The sequence below is a fragment of the Dictyobacter formicarum genome, assembly GCF_016587435.1.
This window is the reverse complement of the sequence record NZ_BNJJ01000001.1, coordinates 358,417-379,990: the sequence shown is the minus strand read 5'-3', so window position 1 is coordinate 379,990 and position 21,574 is coordinate 358,417. Positions and strand designations below refer to the sequence as shown.

Genomic DNA, 21,574 nt, shown 5'->3' with positions numbered 1-21,574 from the left:
TCAGATAGCTATACACACTACTATTGCGATAGCCTGGAGTGTACTACTTTTTTCAAGGCTATTTATTATTCCATAATAATTTGTTGGAGGCGCTTACGTATCAGCTCTTCGCGTGCAGCAATGAACTCTCCAAAGTATTCAAAGCTCAGCAGCTGATTATCTTCGGGTATGAGATGGCATTTTTTGTAACTTTCATCTCGAGACTTAATCCAATCTTCAAAGGGCTTGTTGGCTTTCTCCTGGTTTTCATTCGATAATAGTAATTGCAGATTGCCGATTCGATTAAATTTTTCAAGATATTCCTCGCGTTGATTTTTACCGAGGTAGGTATTATTGAGTTTAGCTGGCTGGAATAATGATTTCGGGAAGATATGATCCTGCTGATAGGAGATCGTGCTCCAATTAGTAATGTCATACAGTAGAGACAGTGCTAGAAATGTTAATGGCTTCCCGTATGAAAGGTTCAATATATCATTGATCCCCTCTTCGTCTAATGAAACTTTCCTTCCTGCGCGTCTTAATTCACCGTTCAGTGCTCTTGCTGGGAAATCATCACTATGTTGTGCTTGTTCAATAATTACGCGTCGAGCCGCTGTCAATGCTCTGTCCGATTGTCCACTGAATGTATTAGAAAGCAGTACTGTAAGTAACCATTTGCGTATAATAGACGCATTCTTTACTTCGAAAGATGAGCTTCCTAGAAAGTTGGCGTTTGGATGCATATAGATATAGTAAATAATGGGAATAATAGCGTTTGCGCTGGTTAACGTTTCACGGTCAATACCGAATGAGTTAATTAGGTTAACCGCCGCTTCGATTGAAATACAAATTTTATTCCAATTTTGATGAATGCGTGCAAGGTTATGATTATTAAAGTTTGCAACTTTGTAGTAGACTGGTAAATCAGATAGCACAAGGCAAGTCTTCATAACAAAGTCTTTCTCAAAGTCGTTCTTTCTGCTCAACTGGTTGTTAAGTCTATCTACAAAGGCATATATCTCATCACGGGCATTCATATTTCCCCATTTTGCTGTGACCATAGAAAGTAAGAGATCCGATTTGCTAAGCTTTGTGCCGCCTTGATTCGCTCTGACGAAGATGGTCAATACACGATCGTAGTCTTGATCCTGCTCAGTATAGTAGGCTATGTTATGTTTAGTCCAGATTGCATAGTGGAGGTAATCTAGATTTTGCTGGAATAATTTTATCTGATTTTTCGTCGTAGTATCCGGTAGTTTTTCCATCTCTTGCTCGCGGAGTTGATGAAACTGATTGAAATTGATACCACTCAAAATCTTTCCCACTTTAAACCAGTATGAAGTCCCATCTGGCTCTGGAGCATTCTCTAGGAAGCGGAACCCAAAACGGATACCTTCCTCTGTATCTTCGGGTCCAATTTGGGGATCCTTTAAAAGATCGAGATAAAGGCTTTGTTTAACCCATGCTTTAGGATTGTTCCATTGTAAATACTGTTTCTTGATCGTGTAGGATCCTTTTAAGCCTATGTAAAGGGATGTCAGGCGTTGTTGCCCGTCAAGGATCAGTGTCAATGGATCAATACTTGCTGTATTGGCTAGCTCATTATGAGTGCCACCCTGTTTATAGTGCTGAATAAAATGGTATACGTCCCACTTATCTAGATTCTCTGGCTTTATTTGCCAAAATAAAAAAGAACCAATGGGATATTCGCGCATAAGAGAATCAAAGAGTTGTATTATCTGATCAGGATGCCAGACATATTCCCGCTGAATGGCTGGAAGGAAGTAGTTGGTGTTAAGGCGTGGCAGAATATTTGCGATGGTTTCAGTTTGATAACTCATGCTTTGAAATCTCTTTCTATTGGTATTGGGTCTTTACGAGAACGCGGTAATGTGGTCATTGATTTTTGTTCTGCTTGTCTTGCATAACTTGTAATCTTCCGATAATTTCTTGGAGTAGTCCCGTATCCTTTAGCTCAGCAAGTTCTCCTTCCAACTTACTGCTAAGATCCTTTACTTTTTTGATCCTGTTGCGCCTTCTCTCGTATTCCAAGCTGTCAAGGTTACGCTGTATTGTTTTGGGATCAGGAACTGTAAAGGTAATTTTATCAGGACCGCTAGATATGATTTCATCAATTTCTTTAAATAATGCTTTAGCTTTTCCACCAGTGCCCGTTAATATGCACCACCCTCTCGTTCTTGTCATGGCTGTGAATGCCTGATTTCTGTCTTGAACTATTAGTTTGGGGTTGGTATCTACCTGATCAAAACCCATAACATATACAACAGATGCCTCATTTCCTTTGGCTCTGAAGATACCTGCTAATGTTACTTTGCCTTCCTCGTGAAAGATTTCTTTATTTCCTTTTTTGCCTGCGATAATAACTTGGATTCCCCTTTGGCTTAATTTAAAGTCGAGTTTATTGAAACTTTCGTGCATCTGTCTCCAATCCAGACAAACGACAGCTATTTCTTCTGGTCGTAGACCATCAACTTTTATGTTCGTTGCTATTTGTCGAGCTATCCAATCTAATTCCTCATTCCTGTCGTTAAATGCCTGCCACTTAACTAAATTTTCATATCCAACAAGTGTTTCCAAACGGTGAGGCGAATTGTCTTCTGGCCTTTGTATTGTGACTTTTTGTCCCGGTTCAAATTTTCCCTCAACGATCCTATATCCAATATCTTCCCAACCTCCTTGAGTGGGTATAAATTGCACTGCTCCTTGCGCTCTTTTTAGTCCCATACCAAATATGTGGGCTGCTACTAAAACAGGTCGTGGATTACGATAGCATCGATATAAAACCAGGTCTTTTTCAACTTCTTCGTTTTCTCCAATTTTGTAAGTTCCCTCAAGGTCGACAATTGGAGATCCATCTTTATTTGTACCGAATATTTCTATGGTTGTTGGTATAGAAAGACTTTCTAAGCTTTGAACCTCATCATATGCCCAAATAAGCCGTTTAGGAGACTTTAATGTTACATAACAAAGTTTGTAAAAGTCGAAGTGAAAGTCTTGTGCTTCATCGATAAGAATTGCGTCATAAATAGGTGGTATCTTTTTTTTGTTATCTAGCAGTTGTTTACAACATCGTCCTAATAGTTCGCTTTGCTCCTTGAACTTAAATGAATTTTTCGCTTCAGAAAAGGTGAGTGGCTCTACATCCAGATTTTTAGCAATGAGGCTATAAAGTCCAGGAGCATCTTTCCCTCCCCATCCATGAAGAATATGAATTTTAGTCCAATCTGGTTCTTTTCTGTCTGATAGATGTGACCAGTTTTTGTAAAAACGTGTTATGAGATTTTTTACTTGCCCAAATAGATTGCGCGTATAGAATGTATAAGCAATCTCCCATTCAGGATGTTCAATATGCATTGCTGCAACTTTCATACACATAACAACAGTTTTGCCAGAACCTGCAATGCCTCTGATACGTTGTGGACCTTCTGGAATTTTTAGAGCTATGCTTTCTTGTTCACTATCAATTAATTGTATTTGTTCCTCAACATTCTGAAGATAAGCTGCTTTTGTGTCTGGCTTTTGAGCAAATGATCTTTGCTCTCTTTTTAAAATATTTGAGCCTTTGAGAATACTCAATGCAATCTTCCAACTTTCCTCCGTTAAAGGCATCTGTTGTTCCTCTTCAGGAAGTTTTTGTAAACATGCCTTGAGCAAAGCAGGTTTCAAATCCTCAGCAAAAATGATATGATGGCTTTTATCTAAATTATGACTTAGGCCTCTCTTTTCCCACTCTGATCTATATATATTTGGTAAAGCTAAAAATAAATGCCCCTCAATTAAGTTATTTTTTCCATTTCTCAGGCGTTTTTCACGAGTAAAGTGGCTCAAGGCATTATAAAGTTGATCTTCTAATGTTGAGTAAGGACTTTCTTGAAGTTGGTTTATAAACCACACGTCATTTTGAATATTTTGAATATCCGTTAAGCGCCAGGGTTTACATTCAATAACATATAATCCCCATTGTTTGTGAAAACACATAATATCAGGGGCTAGTTGCGTATTTTCGGCAGAAAATATAGGATGGCCATGATAACATACACCTTCTTCGTCCTGAAGAGCAGTTTTTAACTCTTGCCATACTTTTCCTGCTGCATAAGTAGGTTTCTTATCATTGGTCCATGTGAAATCCATCTCTCCTCCATACTTTTAATTGCTTTTTATGTTAAGCAAAGCTTTTGGAGCTTATTCTAGCCGATTAAATTTAATCTGTCTATACATTTGGAGCTTAATAAGAGCATAACTGAAAAAAGCTAGAATAAATCCAATGATTTGAAAATACTAGATTGCCTGCATTTTCTATATTTAAGTTGGTAGCAATGCCTTGCATAAAAAGGGGAAAGTGTTTGCGGAATCAAATTTCTAAAGGCGTATGTTTTGCTTATGTTTTTGATGTGCGCCTCCTTCAATTTCCGGCAAAAATCTGGCAAACCGCATCATCTGGGATATTTGATGTGCGGATAAATAGCTGCCGCCCGCGCATCAATATCCACAGAGCGGACGGAGATTTCCAGTGCTCGTTTCTTATCTCCTGCCGCCTGGCCTTCAGCCTGCTTCCAGAGGGGGTAGCGATCTTTCATGCACCGGGCACAGGGCCGATAGCCTGCCGTGATGGCCGTGAGCTCGTCGGCGAAAAAGACGCGATGCTGGAATACTGACCCTTGACGATGGCATTATTCTCGCTCGGACAATCGAAGCGGCCATATATCCTGTCTGGTTTATAACCACCAAACGTCCCCTTCTGCTCACTCTGATATGGCTTCCCATCAATGCCGATCAATGTATACATCTTCATATGTCTTTAGAATCTTTCATTTTTCTCAAGTGTTATTTAATTGATTATCTTTTGGCCAGGTGTAAGGTTCCTACGATGCCTTAAAAAGGAAGACGTCAATTGTTACTGTGTTAGGTGAGTCTCCCAGGCGATAAAGTTTTTCGGTGTAATAGGATGCGTTTTCGAATGCAAAGTGATCTTTTCCTATAATTTTGCATACATCATATGTTTTGGCGGCAATATCAAGGGCAGCAGGAATATCATCGGTTGTTGGCGCCCCTCCATAGGCGATTACAAGCCCCACGCTGCGACCTTTAAGAAAGCTCTGATTGCGAATTTGCTCTTTGGCGCTATTAATGGCATCAGGAGCATTATTGAGATAACCAGTTGTATCGATATTGATCGTAAAACGATGCGGCTGTAACTCAAGCCTTGGAATCGGTAGTGGCGTTGGGGATGGAGTGGCTGTCGGCGTTGCCATAGGCTTGGGATGGATACTCGCTTTGATCGGTGTAATGGTGGTGTTCGCGATGAGAAAAATCATCGCGAGCGCCAGCAATAGATCAGCAAAGAGCCAGCCAACAGAGACTGGCGCATTCCGGATGGAACGTCTGCTCATGCACGTCCTCCCGCCGCGGCAACACTTTTGGAGCGACGCTTTTTGAATGGCCAGCGCACCTCGATTTCAGATAAATCCTGGCTAGCCTGTTTGAAATGTTTGACTGATTGTACGAGTTCGGGACCAACCTGAGATAGTACATGGCTGGTTTTTTGAAGATCTTTAGATGTTAACTCGATAGTTGTGTTGACTTCACCTTCAAGCTGTTTAACCGCATGGTTTGTCTGGGTTTGAGCATATGTAAGATTATGCGACATTTGTTCGATAGTGTGATCTAGGTTTGTTTCTAAGCGCGTTGCAAGGCGTTCGACTTGCTGGGTAGCATTAATCATATTGGTACTGGCTATGTTCATATGGCCTGCTGCGGTTGTAACACCTCCAGCTACTCCTTCAATTTCATGCAACACCTCTTTTTGGGTAGCATTGAGAGCGGCAATCTGGCCACTGATATTCTGGCCAACTTCGATGTACTGATCTGCGTTATCAAGCAGACTTTGAGAGACATTTGAAAGTCCCTGGCTGGCGGTTGCTAGCTCCTGGCTGACATGTGAGAGATCATTGAGGCGTCCCTGATAATTTGCCAGCTCAGTGTGCAGCGACGTCATATCCTGGTGGAAGCCCTCCATCATAGGTACTATCGTGTGTGTCATGAGTTGTTCTACGTTCGTATGAGTGGTTGCGATGGATTGTGTCGCTGTATTCACCATATCTTTTATATTAGATCCGGTGTCTTTCAGCGTTGTTTGTAGCGTTTGCTCAAAGCGTGTCAAACTCTGGTTCTGGGTATCTGTGGCGTGATCAGTATATTGTTTGATTGTGGTATGGGTATTGCTTAATAGTAAATTGAGTGATTGTTCTACTTTCTCCAGCGCAGTGGCGTTGGTTTGTGCTGCACCATCGATACTCGTTTTTACAAGCGCGGTGTTATCGCTCAAGCACTGCTTAAAGTCTTTAAAATTTTGCTCCATCATCGTGTTGAGAGAGGTTACTGTATGATCTACAATTTGTTTAAGTGCCTCTGTCGTACTATCAACGACACTTTTAATTCCATTAACAGCTCGATCCATATCAGACTGATCAGTGATCAGAGGATAACCATCCTCAGCGACACATTTGACCAGTTCATCAACTTTGCCTTGTAAGTCCTTTGTATATTGCGTTGCTTTATTAATTACTTGGCTATCCAGGTATTGTTCGCATAAAATAAGAAGGAGGTAGCCAATTAAGAAGATGACATCCAGGAGCGCTGTCGCCGTGAAAGGTAAGACGCGACCGTCGAAGCCAGTTTGCCAGAGCGTCAAAAACGATCCTTGTTTATTATTACCTGGGGTTGAAATATATTGTTGATAAGCATTTACTCCTTCATATAAACCCAGCCAGGTTGTTATAAGTGGAGCCAGGCTAAAAAAATTGCGTATGCCTCGTACAATATGCATCCAGCGTGTATTGGTTTGCGCATCTTCAATCTCGTGTTGAAAACCTGAAGGATTGAGCCATAAGTAGGCGGTGTGGGGAGTAAGTGATTTGTATTGTTCACAGATTAATTCGACGCGCTGTACACTCTCCGAGGCGCCTAATTTTAGGCCTTCTTCCATCAAATTAGCGAGGTCTGTTGCAATGTGACTATAGTGTGTATTCTGAGCAAGTTTCGACTCACGTATACCCATATGTTGTCTCCGTTATGTACCTTGTGGAAATATTTTTAAGTAAAAAGTATAGAAACATAAAGATTAAACAGTTATTTGGTATTGTTGAAGGTGGGTGTCAAGAGCGCAGAAGAGTGGTCCATGCGCGTTATGCTGTAAATTACACTCTTCAAGTATCCCCTTCCCCTCTTGGTATACAGCTACTCCATATTGACCCTGTTGCTGGATCTTGCATCGGCGAATAAGTGGAGTGCTGGATTGTTTAATTTCGATCCCAGTGGCTGCATTTTTGCTAATTTCACAATGTTCGATCGTACCGCGTCCTTTTTGCGTAATGAGAATGCCATGTCCTTTACCATCGTGAATGTGGCAGTGATGTATAGTGGGATTACTCTGGCCAGCAATCTTGATCTCAGCCAGTGAATTTTGCTGGATATCGCAATCTTCGAGCCTGCCCTGCCCCTCATTTTCTATGAGTACACCATAATCTTTGGCGTTATGAATCGAGCATTTTTGCAGCGTAGGAGCTCCTTGTTGTGAGATATAGACATTGGCCTTGATATTCTCAGAAAGGGTACAGTTTTCCAGAACGCCACGGCCCTCGTTGTGAATCAGTACACCGGCATATCCCATGCGTGAGATACTACAATCCTGAATTGTGGGATTGCTGTGCTCACGAATCTCTATGCCTGCTTGCTTGTTTTCATACAGAGTGCAGTGCGTGATGGTACCATAGCTATGGTCATGAACAAGGATACCAGTTCCCATTTCATGATAGATTTGACAATGGTTGATGTGAGGGTCACCACCTTGCTTGATTTCAATCCCGGCAATAGTGTTGGCGTAGATGTTGCACTCCTGAATCTGGGCGCGGCCACGGTCCCAAACAAGTATGCCACTTCCTTTGCCGTGATGGATCTGGCAATCACGTATCGTGGGCATTGCAACACTGCGTACCTCAATTCCGGTGAGAATGTTTTCCGAGAAATCGCATTGCTCTATCAGTCCTTGACCATCTTGCCTGATACGGATGCCACTCATGAGGCTGTTATGAATGGTACAGTTCTGGATGTGGGGATTGCCGCCTTGCCTGATCTCGATACTAAACGAGCCACTCTCCATAAACTCGCAGTTCTCAATTTTTCCCTGGCCCTGATTGCTAATGAGGGCATTGATCCCGCGTTTACAATGAAACGTACAGTTCTTGATGTAAGGGTTTGCATCTTTGCTAATTGTTATTCCGGCTTGTCCGTGACCAAAGATGTGGCAGTCCTGAATCACACTCTGATTTTTATTCTCAATTACGATGCCGTATTCCTTGCCGTCATGAATGTGACTGCTAGTTATTGTGGCTAGAGCATCAGAACCAGAAAGATGAATGCAGGCGTAAGAGGGAGAAGAGACATCGCAATTCTCTAGCTCTAATTGCCCTCTACGCAGTTCGATTGTGGCAAAGCGTTCCCCTTGGGTGTTAATGTGGCTGCGCAGTGTTAACCCCTGAATGCAAACTGTGGCATCCTTTTGGGTAATACATGGCTTATCCAGGCTCTCAATCACGATAGTTTCAACTGGCCCGCTACCCATAAGCTTAAGTGGTTTTTCCAGGACGAGTGATTCTCTATACACACCAGGTTTTACAATCACAGTGTGCCCCGGGCCTGCATTGTACAGTGCTTCGGATACGGTGCGATAGTGGCCATCGCCTTGAGCTGAAACGGTTAAAATGGGCGAAGAATATGTTTTTGAAGTTGCTTCTGACAGTCGGTGGAGCGCGATGGCCCAGGTTTCCATACACCAGAGAGCTAGTTGACCTTCAAAGCCTTTATCGGCTTGTAATTGTTTTGTTGCCTGGGAAATGACAGCCTCCACGGGTAGACCTGTTGTTCCGCCCGCTTTTGCTAGATTGTCGACCAACTTACTTTTTAAGGACTCTTGAAGCACCATCAACTGGCTTTGATATTGCTGATAGCCGCCTTGTTCGGCGCACAGGTCCATGAACAGAGCGATACATCTTTGGGGATCAGTCCACATCTCGCGTGAATATTCTGCGACAATGCGACAAAGAATCTTGCGTGGAATATCGCTCAAATGTCACCTCTTGCGCGCAGACTATTAATACGCTCATGAATGATTTCGCCATGATTTCCACACCAGGGGCAGATGGCTTTGGAATTAGAGCCATCATAGCAGGCAACTTTATCACAGGCTCGACAGAGGACAATACTTACGCTTTCGCAGTAAGGGCAACCTGGATAGTCCTTGTCTAGTAAAATAGAGCCATTGATTTCATTAGAATCGTAGCCTTCACGCCTGACCTGCTGCTCCTGAATAGTAAAGGCCCAGTCAGCGAACCATTGCCCCAACACCTTCTCCTCCAAACGGATACAAAAGCCCTTTTTTTGCTGCGCGCATCGACTGACTACGATGACCACGTTGGCTGGAAAGCTCATAAAGAATATTTCCTTACATTGTTAGTTTGTTGCGTACTTTGGCATGATCATGCTCTGGCTATAATAGAAAATCGACGAGGGCTAATAGCGTATCTCGCCTTCTCCATCACCGAAATTGATCTTGCTGCCAGCAATAAGCGGAGCATTACGTCCCTGTTCTACTTCCTGTTTGGAGCCGTCCACTTTGGTCAGAATCCACTTCTCATTGGAGAGATTTTTCAGACCCCACATCTGTGGATTTAATGGATGCTGGTTCACCTGGGCAACCGGCTGAGAGAAATTCCATTTGCGTTTGCGATCAATATGATGTGGATAAAGCACTGTATCGTGATTGAGCATGACTATGTGGTTGTCCAACCGCAGGCGGAAGGGAAGAGTAACCTCTTTCTTACAATTCCAGCAAGGCTTGGGCTTTCCATTATTCTGCTTAAGAACCGTGACATCGTAGAAATTCTGTGATTGGCAATGAGGACAATAGAATATGGCATCACGCAACTGGACCATGGCGTTACGCCACTCAGTTTCACGTACTCGCCCATGTTCGGGATCGCGCAATCCATCAGTGAACGCACGCGTAAAAATATCTCGTAGAAATTGAGGATAGAGCGGCCAGAAGACACGGGCATTGTCCTGATATCCCTTGACTGGTCGATTGGTTGTGTTGTTGGGATCAAAGATAAAGATTGGCTCTGTGCCGTAGATTTTATCCATGGCATGAACGTCCAGAACATGGATATCAGCTTCTCGTTGTCCTTCCAAGGGGTGATGAAATATGAAGAGATAGAAAAGAAGGACCGAGAGAGAATAGAGGTCGGTACGAGCCGTTGGGTGAGCTTCATGGCGTACGATTTCGGGTGCCATGAAGCGGGATGTGCCTAGCACGCCTCCTGTTGTTTCACCATTTACTGTCACATTGTCATTGTCACAAATGAGGATTTCACCGGTTTGTGGATCTAGAAATACATTCCCAAATGAAATGTCGCGATAGCAAAGGCCACGCGCATGGAGTTGATTATAGCTGTCCGCTAATTGCAGGCCGGCGGTTGCCAGCTCTCGAAAGGTGATGGCAACTCGTCGCTTCATCAGATCTACAATATCAACATAGCGCTTATCGCGTAGGGGCATGAGATAGCCAAGCTCACTTTCGTGGCTACGCTCAATCAAATCAAGAGGCCAGAGAAAGCGATCATCTGGAGCACCCTTGTGCACCAGACGCTCTAAAGCCTGATATTGTGCATTTGTAGCAAATTGTGGGAAGTACCATTTAAGGGCCATAGATGTATGTGCCAGGCTCACACGATAGACTTCACCTTGACCGCCACCACCTAGAAACTCTTGTACCACACATGTCATACCAGACTTTGTTTGTAGCTTCTGATGAGGTTGTAACATATGATGGGTTGTCATTTAAAACCTTCCTTATGCTATATTTAATAAAATATATTTTTTGATTTTTTTTAATGTTAATCAATATTGTGGGAGGGAGTTGCATTAACTTGTACATCAATCTGGCTACTAGGATCGCTGAAATACCAGTTGTCACTGACATCCACAGGATCGCACGCTTCAATGTGTATCGTGCTTTGCTGTAAAGCAGTCATAGCTGGTATATCGCTATGATGATGTTGGACGTTTACATTGTTAAGACGAAGTGTACTTTCTTGTTGTACGTATATAGCATACTCTTGCTGATTCTTAATCGCCCCACCTCGCACCATACAGTGACCTTTAATAATAGATAAGCCAATCCTCAGCCCTTCTTGTAGAATACTGTCTTCTAGAAGAGCATCCTTGTTCTGGCGCAAACAAACACCACTATCTGCATATTTTTCAATTGTGCAATGCGTAAGTATAAGGCAACAATCCTTACCAATATAAATCCCGTGTTTTCCACTGGTCGAGAATATACTGTCATCACATGCAAGTTCGCTTGCTGCATCCAGAACGATATGTGTTTCCCGATTGTTTTGAAACTTACACTGTTTAACTTCACATCGAGCCGATTCTTCAAGCAAAAAACCGAGTGCATTGCTGTCATGTATTGTGCACTCTGAAAAAAGAGAAGACGTATTCTGAGCAGAAATGCCAACTATGAGCTGAGACTCTGAGCTGATATCACACTTTATGAACTCAGAATAGCCATCACCAAGGGAGACAGCTGGCTGATCTCGAATATCTTGCTGATTCTGACCATGGATACGAAGCCCAGTGATATGAACATTGGGAGCATGACAACTTATACACGGCACGGGAGACTTAATAACAACTTGGCCGGGTTCTTTTGCCTCAATATACACATCGCGCTCAATACTTAGTTGTTCCCGATATTCGCCAGGATGAATGATAATTGTACTTCCATCAGAAGCAGATTTTAACGCCTCTGTAATGCTTGCATAGTACCCTGTGCCAGGCTCTTGAGAGACGAATAGTGTGGTTCTCTTATCGGCTCTGTGAGGTTCAACGTTGCTCGTAAAAAGAGTCTCGACACCGCCACCTGCTTTCTTTGACGTATGATGAAAGCTGGCATTGCTCAGCAAGAGTTTGTCAGGCATTGTACTTGCATCGGTGTTATCGTTTTCCTCTTGAGATTGTCGCTGTGTGTTTTCTGCTCCTGAACCTGGAGTCACTGGTTTCTCTCCCGTAGATGCTTGCCAATAATCCTGGGCCAGTGTCGCTTGCCTGTTTGGCTGAAGCAGGCGTTTATTCCAAAGGAATATCGCAGCTATGTCATCGCCACTTCCCTGGTCCGTTGCTGTTTGCAGCCAGCTTTCCAGGTGTTGTTGAACATAATCTGGCCCTTGTCGCCTGAGCAGATTGAGAATATCGGTCGCGACTTTGAAGAAATCTGCTTCGCTATTGAACGAATTACGATAGCCATCAGTGGCAAGTATAATGAGCGCTGGAGTAGATTTGCCGCCTTGTTCTCTACCCACCTCGTCCAAGGCCATGCGGAAATCGCGTTCGGCGTGCTTTGTGCTAAGAGATGTGGTCTCATTTGCGAAAAGACGCGTGTCGCCTGGAATGGGTTCACGGACATGTCCATCCTCTGTCACCACAAGAATATCGCCGTCGCCAATCTGGCTATAAAAAATGAGGGAAGGGGTAGCTAAGACGCTCAAAAGTGTGGTTCCATATGGTTTGAATGGGTAACTATGCTGATCATTCCCTTCTGGAAGAGGATTGGCTCTTATATCCTCTTCCACGTGTTTATGCCACCGTTCAACAATTGCAATGGGTGATGACTTGAGCAAATGGTCAACCATTGCCTGGCTTAGATCTGTTAAGGGAGGCAGTTGGTTCAGGAGATATTCCATCTCCGTGATAGCGCTTTCAACGGCAAGTTGCGCGCCTCGCTCGCTGCGAAAGTAAGCCTTGCTTCCATGCCCATCCGCAACTGCTATTAAAGAGCAGTCAGGCTGTTGGAGCGTTTGTTTGGCATCCTGATTGGGCAGGTTAAGGTGCACATGATTAGCTCCTTTTACAGAAGCCTCTATAATGCCCCATTCTGATACATGCGTATCTTGCATGGTATTGTTGTCCTTACCAAACATCGCTATCGATCGGCATAGTATTTGTCGGTGCGGGAACCGGAATGTGGAGGCCGGAACCGTTGTGAGTAGAGGTGTCAGTTACAGCGGGTGAGGAACTGGATTGGAGTACGGCAGTCGAGGCCCACTTAATGTAATGGACGAGCTGCTCTGCGTTGTTCGCTTGTAATGGTTGAATTTCTGGATGATTAATAAAGCGTCGCAGGACATTGTGGTCGGCATCGTGTCCAATACCAATGGCGATGCGCACCGCTTTTTTTCCCCATGGCTGTTCCATAATGGCGCTGATCCCCTTGCTGACGTCATCTGTGGGGTGGCCGTCAGAAATGAGTACCAGAACAGGTGGAAGTCCACGTGGATCCATAGGTGGTATTTTCAACTCTTCTGCGACCATCAATAGTGCTCGTCCCATATCAGTTACACCGCCAGCCTCAAGATCGGGCCACTGAAATTGCTCAACAGGGATAGGCTGGGTTACATGCCAGGTCGCACCACTAGAGAATTTTAGCGCACGCATGAGTACACGTGCATGGGGATTAGAATGGGCAACATTTCGCATCGCAGGTATCATGTCTTTTATGGCGTTATTGAGGGACTGGATTTTTTCGCCTTGCATAGAGCCTGAACAGTCAACAATCCAGATAAAATGAAGAGGGCGACCAGACATTTCGCCGCCTGGAAGTGTCGTCATAGTATTGCATCTCACTTTCACTTTATGTTGTGATATTCATAAAATGGATATTTGTTTGGATTCCAAAATCAGCATTATTAAGAGTTAGATAGAGAATGAATGATTGAGCTATAATTTTGCGCCCTTGAACAGTATTTTTCTGACATTTATGAGTTTTTCGCGGGATGGGATAGACTTTTATATTGAGTATATTTAGAAAATGTCCATCTATTTATAGCCCATCTAAACTGATCAATATATTAATGGAACCCTATGTCGTTGTCAAGCATTAAGTGCGTAAATTTCTTGAACAAGGAAGAGCTACAGATAAATGATTTTCGCCCCCTTTTTCTCCCGAGGCAATTTTTATAATGTTGACGTAAATCTGGCATAACGAAGGAAAACGTTACCTTTATTTTCAGTTACCTGATACCTGGGCCTGTTTCCAAAGCGCATACTTTTCTTTCATGCAGCTGCCGCAGGGCCGGTAGCCTGCCGCGATAGCTGTGGCTTCATCAGCAAAAAAGACGCGATGTTTGACATAGTGGCCGTTAGCGATGGCCCGATTCGCGCTGGGGCAATCAAGACGTCCATATATTTTATGACCTTTGTGACCACCAAATGTTCCTTTTTGAGAACTCTCATAAGGCTTTCCATCAGCATTAAGTAATGTATACATCTTCACTGTTATACACCTTCATATAGTTTGTAGGCTATAATATTTATTTGGAGAGCTATATCAATTTAATCACATAAAATCTATATTCGTCAACATCTGTATTTTCTAGAGCAATATGTATACGAAGGTGAAGAAGAAGGTCAAATTATGTTGAAGAGAAGTCTGGCAACTATTAATACGATATGAAATTAAATCCCCCTTTGTTTTTGATTTCTTCTTTATTTCTAAAAAACGGTTATCAACATTCATCTAGCCGCATTTATGAATCTGATATAAATACTCCGAATTACTATTAAACTCATCCTTCGTTGTATGTAGTAGTAGCTAGAAATGATAGCAATTATTAATTAATAATATGGTCTTTATGTATTGCAAGTGTTGTTCAAAAAAAATCTATTGGAGAACACGTATGATTAGCCCGCGAAAAAAAGGTGAGACTGGACATGGCATAAGCCGTGTTTATCTTCGTCCTGAGCTTGATGAATCCGTTGATGAATGTGAGTGCCCCCGTTGCTTCCGTAGGGTGACGACTATCTCTATGCATCCTATCGGCCTCTCTGCTTGCCCCAGGTGTTTCAGTAAAATCAACAAGATTTTGCGCAGCAGTGGATTTGTGTCGATTCGGCCGAATGGGCCTGCGCAAAAAGGAAAAATGCTCACCATTGTACGGCAAAAATGGTGATTTGAGCTCATACTGATGAAATAAGCGAACTGGTTGCTACTCCTGAATATACAGAGAAATATTGACATTCATCACTAACTTCGTTATGTTTACTATTGCCTTATATTTTACAAAAAGGTTAGAAAGAAGCTAATGCTGTGGCGCTGCTTTCTGATTTACAGGCTGGTGCCCTTATCCTTGGCTTGCTCCCGGGAAATAATCCTGTGACCCTCATCAATGTTCGTCCTTTAGATTCTATTGGTGTGGAGGTGGTGTATAAGGATGTCGAAGGGAATCTCGGGAATGAATTATTGTATCTGGAGCAGATCGCTGATCTTCAGGTGGCGACCAAAGAACTTCCCTGGCGTTTCGATGCTGATGGCTCTCTTTTCCGTTTGGCGTCTGAGGCATATCGTATTCGCCTGGCTTATTTATTTGATCCTTTGATCGCTGTCCATACCTCTCAAGTTGAGCCTCTTCCACATCAGATTACGGCAGTCTATGAGGCGATGTTGACAAAGCAGCCTCTCCGTTACCTCTTGGCCGATGATCCTGGCGCGGGCAAGACGATCATGACGGGTTTATTGATTAAAGAATTGTTGATCCGGGGAGATTTGAAGCGCTGCTTGATTGTTTCTCCCGGTAATCTGGTGGAGCAGTGGCAGGATGAGCTGCAGCGCCGTTTTCATCTGACGTTTGAGATTCTGACTAACGATCGGATTGAGGCTGCGGCTGGTAACCCATTTGAGGAGATGCCGCTGTGTATCGCGCGCTTGGATAAGTTGTCGCGTGATGAACGAGCGCGCGAACGTTTGCAGCAAACTGATTGGGATCTGGTGGTGGTTGACGAAGCTCATAAGATGTCAGCCACCTTTTTTAGTGGCGAGGTGAAGTATACACGCCGCTACCAGCTTGGCCAGTTGCTGGGATCATTGACGCGCCATCTGCTGTTGCTGACGGCGACTCCTCATAATGGGAAGGAAGAGGATTTCCAGTTGTTCCTGGCCTTGCTGGATCAGGATCGTTTTGAGGGTCGTTTCCGCACTGGTGTGAGTACGGTGGATGTCTCCGATATGATGCGCCATCTCGTCAAGGAGCAGCTCTATCGCTTCGATGGTACGCCACTTTTTCCCGAGCGCCTGGCCTATACCGTGAACTATCGTCTCTCTCCTTTGGAGTCTCAGCTTTATGGTGATGTGACTGAGTATGTGCGGCGTGAGTTTAATCGAGCCGATCAACTGCAAAATAATGGACGCCGGGGAACCGTTGGTTTTGCGTTGACGACGTTGCAGCGGCGCCTAGCTTCATCTCCTGAAGCTATTTATCAGTCGTTGCGGCGTCGGCGTGAACGTCTGGAGCAGCGGGTGAAGCTGGAGGAACAGGCAGGAAAGCCGACGGATAAGCAGGATGCGTTGGATCAGGCGCCGACCTGGCAGGATACCTTGCCGGATCTCTCGGATGAGTATCTTGATGATCTGGAGGACGCGCCGACTGCTGAGGTGGAGGCTCTGGAGGAGCGGCTGGTTGACCAGGCTTCGACGGCCCGCACGATTGCTGAGTTGAAGACGGAGATTGCGCTGCTGGGTACGCTGGAGGAGCTGGCGTACCGAGTGCGTATGAGTGGACAGGATCGCAAGTGGGAGGAGCTAGCTTCGCTGCTGCAAAGTAATGCCGAGATGTTTGATGCGCAAGGACATCGTCGGAAGCTGGTTATTTTCACTGAGCATCGCGATACATTGAATTATTTGGAAATACGCATCCGCACTTTGCTTGGTCGCTCGGAAGCAGTGGTGACTATTCACGGCGGCTTGCGGCGTGAGGATCGTTTGCGCGCCCAGGAGGCGTTTACGCAGGATCGCGATGTGCAGATCTTATTGGCGACGGATGCCGCGGGTGAGGGTATCAATTTGCAGCGGGCCCATCTGATGGTGAACTATGATCTGCCCTGGAATCCGAACCGATTAGAGCAGCGCTTTGGCCGTATCCACCGCATCGGCCAGACCGAGGTGTGCCATTTGTGGAACCTGGTGGCGCTGGATACGCGTGAGGGCGAGGTATTTTATACCCTGCTCAAGAAGTTAGAGGAGGAGCGCGACGCTCTGGGTGGTCAGGTTTTCGACGTGTTGGGAAAGGTGCTCTTTGATAGCCGTCCACTGCGCGATCTGATGATTGAGGCGATTCGTTATGGCGATCAGCCCGCGCAGCGGTCGCGTTTGAAGCGCGTGGTGGCCGATGCTCTGGACCATCAGCATCTGCAAGCTTTATTAGATCAACGGGCGTTGACCCATGAGGTGATGGACGTGGTGCGTGTGCGCCAGATCCGTGAGGAGATGGAGCGTGCCGAGGCTCGGCGTCTACAACCCCATTTTATTGGTTCGTTCTTCCTGGCCGCACTCAGACGGTTGGGGGGACGCTATGTTCAGCGCGAAGCTGATCGTTATGAGATCAGATTTGTGCCGCCTGTGATTCGTAATCGCGCCTCACGGTTGGGGCCACGAACCATTATTCAAGGTAGCTATGAGCGTATCACATTTGAGAAAGAGTTGGTGAATGTGCAGGGCCGCCCACCCGCAGCTTTGGTCTGTCCTGGACATCCCTTGCTGGATGCGACGATTGATGTGGTCTTAGAGCAGCATCGTGTGTTGCTGAAGCAGGGAACGATGCTGATCGATGAGAAGGATCCTGGTGAGCAGGCACGCGTGCTCTTTTACCTGGAGCATACGATTCAAGATGCGCGTGTCGATGCCAGTGGACGCCGCACTGCGGTCTCGCGCCAGTTGCAATTCGTTGAACTGGATGAGCAGGGACACCCACATGTCGCGGGTTATGCCCCTTTCCTGGATTACCGTCCACTCACTGAGAAAGAGCTAGCCAGCGTGCGCCAGCTGACAATGATGCCCTGGCTGGCTGGCAATCTGGAGGAACGAGCCCGGAGCTATGCCATGACGCAACTGGTGCCACGTCACCTCTCGGAAGTCAAACAGCGGCGGGATCGGCAGATCAATAAGACGCGCGAGGCTGTCAATGAGCGCCTGACCAATGAGATCAGCTATTGGGATAATCGCTCGGTGCAGCTGAAAGCGTTAGAGGCCAGTGGCAAGGTGAATGCCCGGCTCAATTCTCAAAAGGCCCATCAGCGTGCGCAAGAACTCTATGCCCGCTTGCAACGGCGCATGCAGGAGCTCGATCTTGAGAGCCGACTTTCACCATTGCCTCCCGTCGTGGTTGGTGGCGTCCTGGTGATCCCGCAAGGCCTGCTCAACCGTTTGCTGGGGAGTATTCCAGCCGAAGCTACTCCTGATCTGTTCGCACTCGATACCGCTGAGGTAGAGCAGCGTGCCATGCAGGCCGTGATGGCGATTGAGCGACAGCTGGGTTTTGAGCCACGTGATGTCAGCCTTGAGAAGTGTGGTTACGATATCGAATCCCGCGTCCCTGACACAGGCAAGTTGCGCTTTATCGAGGTCAAAGGCCGCCGCCAGGATGCCCGCAACGTGATGGTCACCCGCAACGAGATCTTGACCGCGCTCAATAAGCCCGACGATTTTATCCTGGCCGTCGTCCTCGTCGGCGGTGATAGTAGCGAAACGCACTATATCCGCCAACCATTCCAAAAAGAGCCCGATTTTGCCGCTACCAGCGTAGCCTACGATCTTTCCCAACTACTAGCCAAAGGAGCTAATCCTGTATTATGACATACCGCACAAAATTGATTGAAGTATCTCTGCCGCTGGAGGCGATCAGCGAAGCGTCTGTGCGCGAAAAATCTATTCGCCATGGGCATCCTTCCACACTGCATCTCTGGTGGTCGCGCAAACCCCTGGCTGCCAGCCGTGCTGTTCTATTTGCCTCTCTGGTTGATGATCCTTCCGCACATCCTGATATTTTTGAAACTGAAGCAGAGCAGGCAACCGAGCGCGAGCGGCTATTTGCTATTATGCGCGACCTGGTCAAATGGGAAAATTCAAACAACGAGAAAGTTCTGCAGCAGGCCCGTGAAGAAATCAAGAAATCAGCTCCTGATGGAGAATTGCCACCATTTCTTGATCCCTTTGCCGGCGGTGGCTCTATCCCATTGGAAGCTCAAAGGCTTGGCCTGGAGTCTCATGCCAGCGATCTTAATCCTGTGGCTGTGCTGCTGAATAAAGCCTTAATTGAGATTCCTCCCAAGTTTGCTGATTGCTCGCCAGTCAATCCAGATGCACAGAAAACCCTTGTCCAAAACGAGTGGAAAGGTGCACAAGGTCTGGCAGATGATATTCGTTACTATAGCAAATGGATGCGCGATGAAGCCGAACGCCGTATTGGACATCTCTACCCTAAAGCAGAGTTGCCCAAAGAATATGGTGGTAGCGAAGCGACAGTGATTGCGTGGCTGTGGATACGTATTGTAAGTTGCCCAAATCCAGCTTGTGGAGTACAAATGCCATTAACTAGTAAATGGTGGTTGTCAAAGAAAAAGGGAAAAGAAACCTGGGTTGAGCCACAAATAGATCGCGCAATAACCCCTGCAACTATTTCTTATTTTGTTAAATCAGGTAAAGGGATGCCTAATGATGGCACAGTTAATCGGCAAGGAGCAAAATGTATTGCTTGCGGAGAAAATGTGCCATTTGGATATATCCGTGCTGAGGGAAAGGCTGGTCGTATAGGCAAGCAAATGATGGCTATTGTTGCTGAAGGTAAAAGGGAACGTATTTATATCTCCCCTGATGAAATGCATGTTAAAGCAGCAAATAGAGCGAATCATTATTGGACCCCAAATTTTCCTTTACCTCACAATCCACGCAATTTTAATACCCCTATTTATGGCATAGATACATTTGATAAGCTTTTTACTCCGCGCCAACTGACGGGGATTACCACCTTTAGCGATCTTGCTCAGGAAGTAAAAGAGCATATTTTCTCGGATATAGACTACGGTCAAAGAAAGAATAAAAAAGAATCTTTGGATAGAAATCATTATGCTAATGCAATTGTAACATATTTGGCTTTAGCTATTGATCGTCTAGCCGATAGAAGTTCCACTATTTGTTCATGGGATGCTGGTTATGTAAAAGTTCGTAACACTTTTGCTCGTCAGGCTATCCCTATGGCGTGGGACTTTGCCGAGGCGAATCCTTTTAGTGACTCAACTGGAAATTTCTTAGGAGCAGCAGATTGGGTTGCTGAAGTTATTGAACTTTCTGCTTGTGCTGCTTCTGGTAAGGTCGTCCAACGTGATGCTACTGCCTCAGTGAATGGGTTGGTGCAGCCACTTATTTCGACAGATCCTCCTTATTATGACAATATTGGTTATGCTGATCTATCCGACTTCTTCTATGTCTGGCTACGTCGTTCTCTGTCTTCTATTTATCCTGATCTATTTAATACGATGTTGGTGCCGAAAGCTCAGGAGTTAGTGGCTACTCCTTATCGCTTTGGCGGGAGCAAGCAGAAGGCTCAACAGTTTTTTGAAGATGGTTTGTACCAGACATTTGAACGCATGAGGGCTGTTCAGCACCCTGATTATCCTCTGACTGTCTATTATGCCTTTAAACAATCTGAAGCAGAAGTAGATAAAGATGGTGCTGAGGCGTACTTGAATGGTCAAGCAGGTGTAGCCTCAACGGGTTGGGAAACGATGCTGGCTGGCTTGATCAATGCTGGTTTTATGATTACGGGTACATGGCCAATGCGTACCGAGATGATGAATCGTAGTGTGGGTCAGAATACCAATGCCCTGGCTTCCTCCATTGTGCTGGTCTGTCGTCCCCGTCCTGTGGATGCACCTTCTGCCCCACGCCGCCAGTTTATCAATGAATTGCGTGATGAGTTGGAAGAGGCGTTAAAGACAATGCAGCATGATGGCATTGCTCCAGTGGACCTGGCTCAGGCTAGCATTGGACCAGGGATGAAGGTGTATTCGCAGTATAGCCAGGTGTTGGAATCAAATGGTGCGCCTTTATCAGTGCGTACAGCGTTGCAGTTGATCAATCGTGAGTTGGATAGTGTTCTAGCGGCTCAGGAGAGCGAGTACGATACTGAGACGCGCTGGACGCTGGCGTGGTTTGAAGAGTATACGATGGAAGCTGGCCCGTATGGACGTGCAGAGACATTGTCAAAAGCAAAGAATGCCTCGCTGCAAACTCTTGTCGAAGCTGGCGTGCTGGAATCTAGAGCGGGGAAGGTGCGTTTGTTGAAACGTGATGAAGTGGCTGCTATCTGGAACCCTGAGACTTCAGTGCACCGAAAAGTGACGACATGGTCGGTCATGCAGCGCTTAATCCATGCGCTGGATAAGCAAGGAGCGGCTGGCGCTGGAGCCATTCTAGCGAATCTACCTGCATATGGTGAAGCCGCGCGCGACCTGGCGTATCGGCTGTATAACATTTGTGAGCGCAAGGGCTGGTCTGGCGAGGGCCTCTATTACAATATGCTGGTTTCGTCCTGGTCGGATATTGAGGCGCAAGCTCGGACAATCGCGCGCAGTCCCCACCAGGCTGCATTATCCTTTGATGCTTAATTGTTTCTGTCTAGCCTTTATCATA

13 protein-coding genes are annotated in these 21,574 nt (G+C 45.5%); 3 read left to right on the top strand and 10 right to left on the bottom strand.

The window, feature by feature from the left end:
• Positions 1 to 65: 65 nt before the first annotated feature.
• Positions 66 to 1,820, bottom strand: a complete 1,755-nt coding sequence (locus JMI88_RS01460) for a DUF262 domain-containing protein (RefSeq protein WP_201359974.1) — start codon at positions 1,818 to 1,820, stop codon at positions 66 to 68.
• Positions 1,821 to 1,875: 55 nt separating this feature from the next.
• Positions 1,876 to 4,131, bottom strand: a complete 2,256-nt coding sequence (locus JMI88_RS01455; protein WP_201359973.1) for a DEAD/DEAH box helicase — start codon at positions 4,129 to 4,131, stop codon at positions 1,876 to 1,878.
• 212 nt (positions 4,132 to 4,343) lie between these two features.
• Here JMI88_RS01455 and JMI88_RS01450 point away from each other — a divergent pair, with 212 nt between their 5' ends.
• On the top strand, positions 4,344 to 4,655 hold the full coding sequence (locus tag JMI88_RS01450) for a hypothetical protein (RefSeq protein WP_201359972.1): 312 nt from the start codon (positions 4,344 to 4,346) through the stop codon (positions 4,653 to 4,655).
• 207 nt (positions 4,656 to 4,862) lie between these two features.
• On the opposite strand, the gene JMI88_RS01445 is transcribed toward JMI88_RS01450, so the two are convergent.
• The 8 genes from JMI88_RS01445 to JMI88_RS01410 all read right to left on the bottom strand — a co-directional run bounded on the left by JMI88_RS01445 (position 4,863) and on the right by JMI88_RS01410 (position 14,383).
• Positions 4,863 to 5,390: a hypothetical protein gene (locus JMI88_RS01445; RefSeq protein WP_201359971.1), complete on the bottom strand. Its 528-nt coding sequence runs from the start codon at positions 5,388 to 5,390 to the stop codon at positions 4,863 to 4,865.
• A complete protein-coding gene (locus JMI88_RS01440) occupies positions 5,387 to 7,057 on the bottom strand; it encodes a hypothetical protein (protein ID WP_201359970.1) in 1,671 nt (556 codons plus the stop codon). Before JMI88_RS01440 ends, JMI88_RS01445 begins: the two co-directional genes overlap by 4 nt.
• Positions 7,058 to 7,120: 63 nt before the next feature.
• Positions 7,121 to 9,124 carry a right-handed parallel beta-helix repeat-containing protein gene (locus JMI88_RS01435; RefSeq protein ID WP_201359969.1) on the bottom strand — a complete coding sequence of 668 codons (2,004 nt, stop codon included), beginning with the start codon at positions 9,122 to 9,124 and terminating at the stop codon, positions 7,121 to 7,123.
• The gene (locus JMI88_RS01430) at positions 9,121 to 9,486 is read right to left on the bottom strand and encodes a TerY-C metal binding domain-containing protein (RefSeq protein WP_201359968.1); all 366 of its coding nucleotides are present in this window, start codon (positions 9,484 to 9,486) and stop codon (positions 9,121 to 9,123) included. The genes JMI88_RS01435 and JMI88_RS01430 overlap by 4 nt, the downstream gene beginning before the upstream one ends.
• Positions 9,487 to 9,567: 81 nt before the next feature.
• Positions 9,568 to 10,893 (bottom strand): protein kinase domain-containing protein, encoded by a 1,326-nt coding sequence (locus JMI88_RS01425; protein WP_201359967.1) that lies wholly within the window; start codon positions 10,891 to 10,893, stop codon positions 9,568 to 9,570.
• Positions 10,894 to 10,949: 56 nt separating this feature from the next.
• A complete protein-coding gene (locus tag JMI88_RS01420; RefSeq protein WP_201359966.1) occupies positions 10,950 to 13,013 on the bottom strand; it encodes a protein phosphatase 2C domain-containing protein in 2,064 nt (687 codons plus the stop codon).
• 13 nt (positions 13,014 to 13,026) lie between these two features.
• Positions 13,027 to 13,725 (bottom strand): vWA domain-containing protein, encoded by a 699-nt coding sequence (locus JMI88_RS01415; protein WP_236022764.1) that lies wholly within the window; start codon positions 13,723 to 13,725, stop codon positions 13,027 to 13,029.
• Positions 13,726 to 14,122: 397 nt separating this feature from the next.
• Positions 14,123 to 14,383, bottom strand: a complete 261-nt coding sequence (locus tag JMI88_RS01410) for an Ada metal-binding domain-containing protein (protein ID WP_201360145.1) — start codon at positions 14,381 to 14,383, stop codon at positions 14,123 to 14,125.
• Between the two features lie 819 nt (positions 14,384 to 15,202).
• Here JMI88_RS01410 and JMI88_RS01405 point away from each other — a divergent pair.
• Positions 15,203 to 18,739, top strand: coding sequence for a protein NO VEIN domain-containing protein (locus JMI88_RS01405; RefSeq protein ID WP_201359965.1), 3,537 nt, complete (start codon positions 15,203 to 15,205; stop codon positions 18,737 to 18,739).
• A complete protein-coding gene (locus JMI88_RS01400; RefSeq protein WP_201359964.1) occupies positions 18,736 to 21,549 on the top strand; it encodes a DUF1156 domain-containing protein in 2,814 nt (937 codons plus the stop codon). The genes JMI88_RS01405 and JMI88_RS01400 overlap by 4 nt, the downstream gene beginning before the upstream one ends.
• Positions 21,550 to 21,574 lie beyond the last annotated feature (25 nt).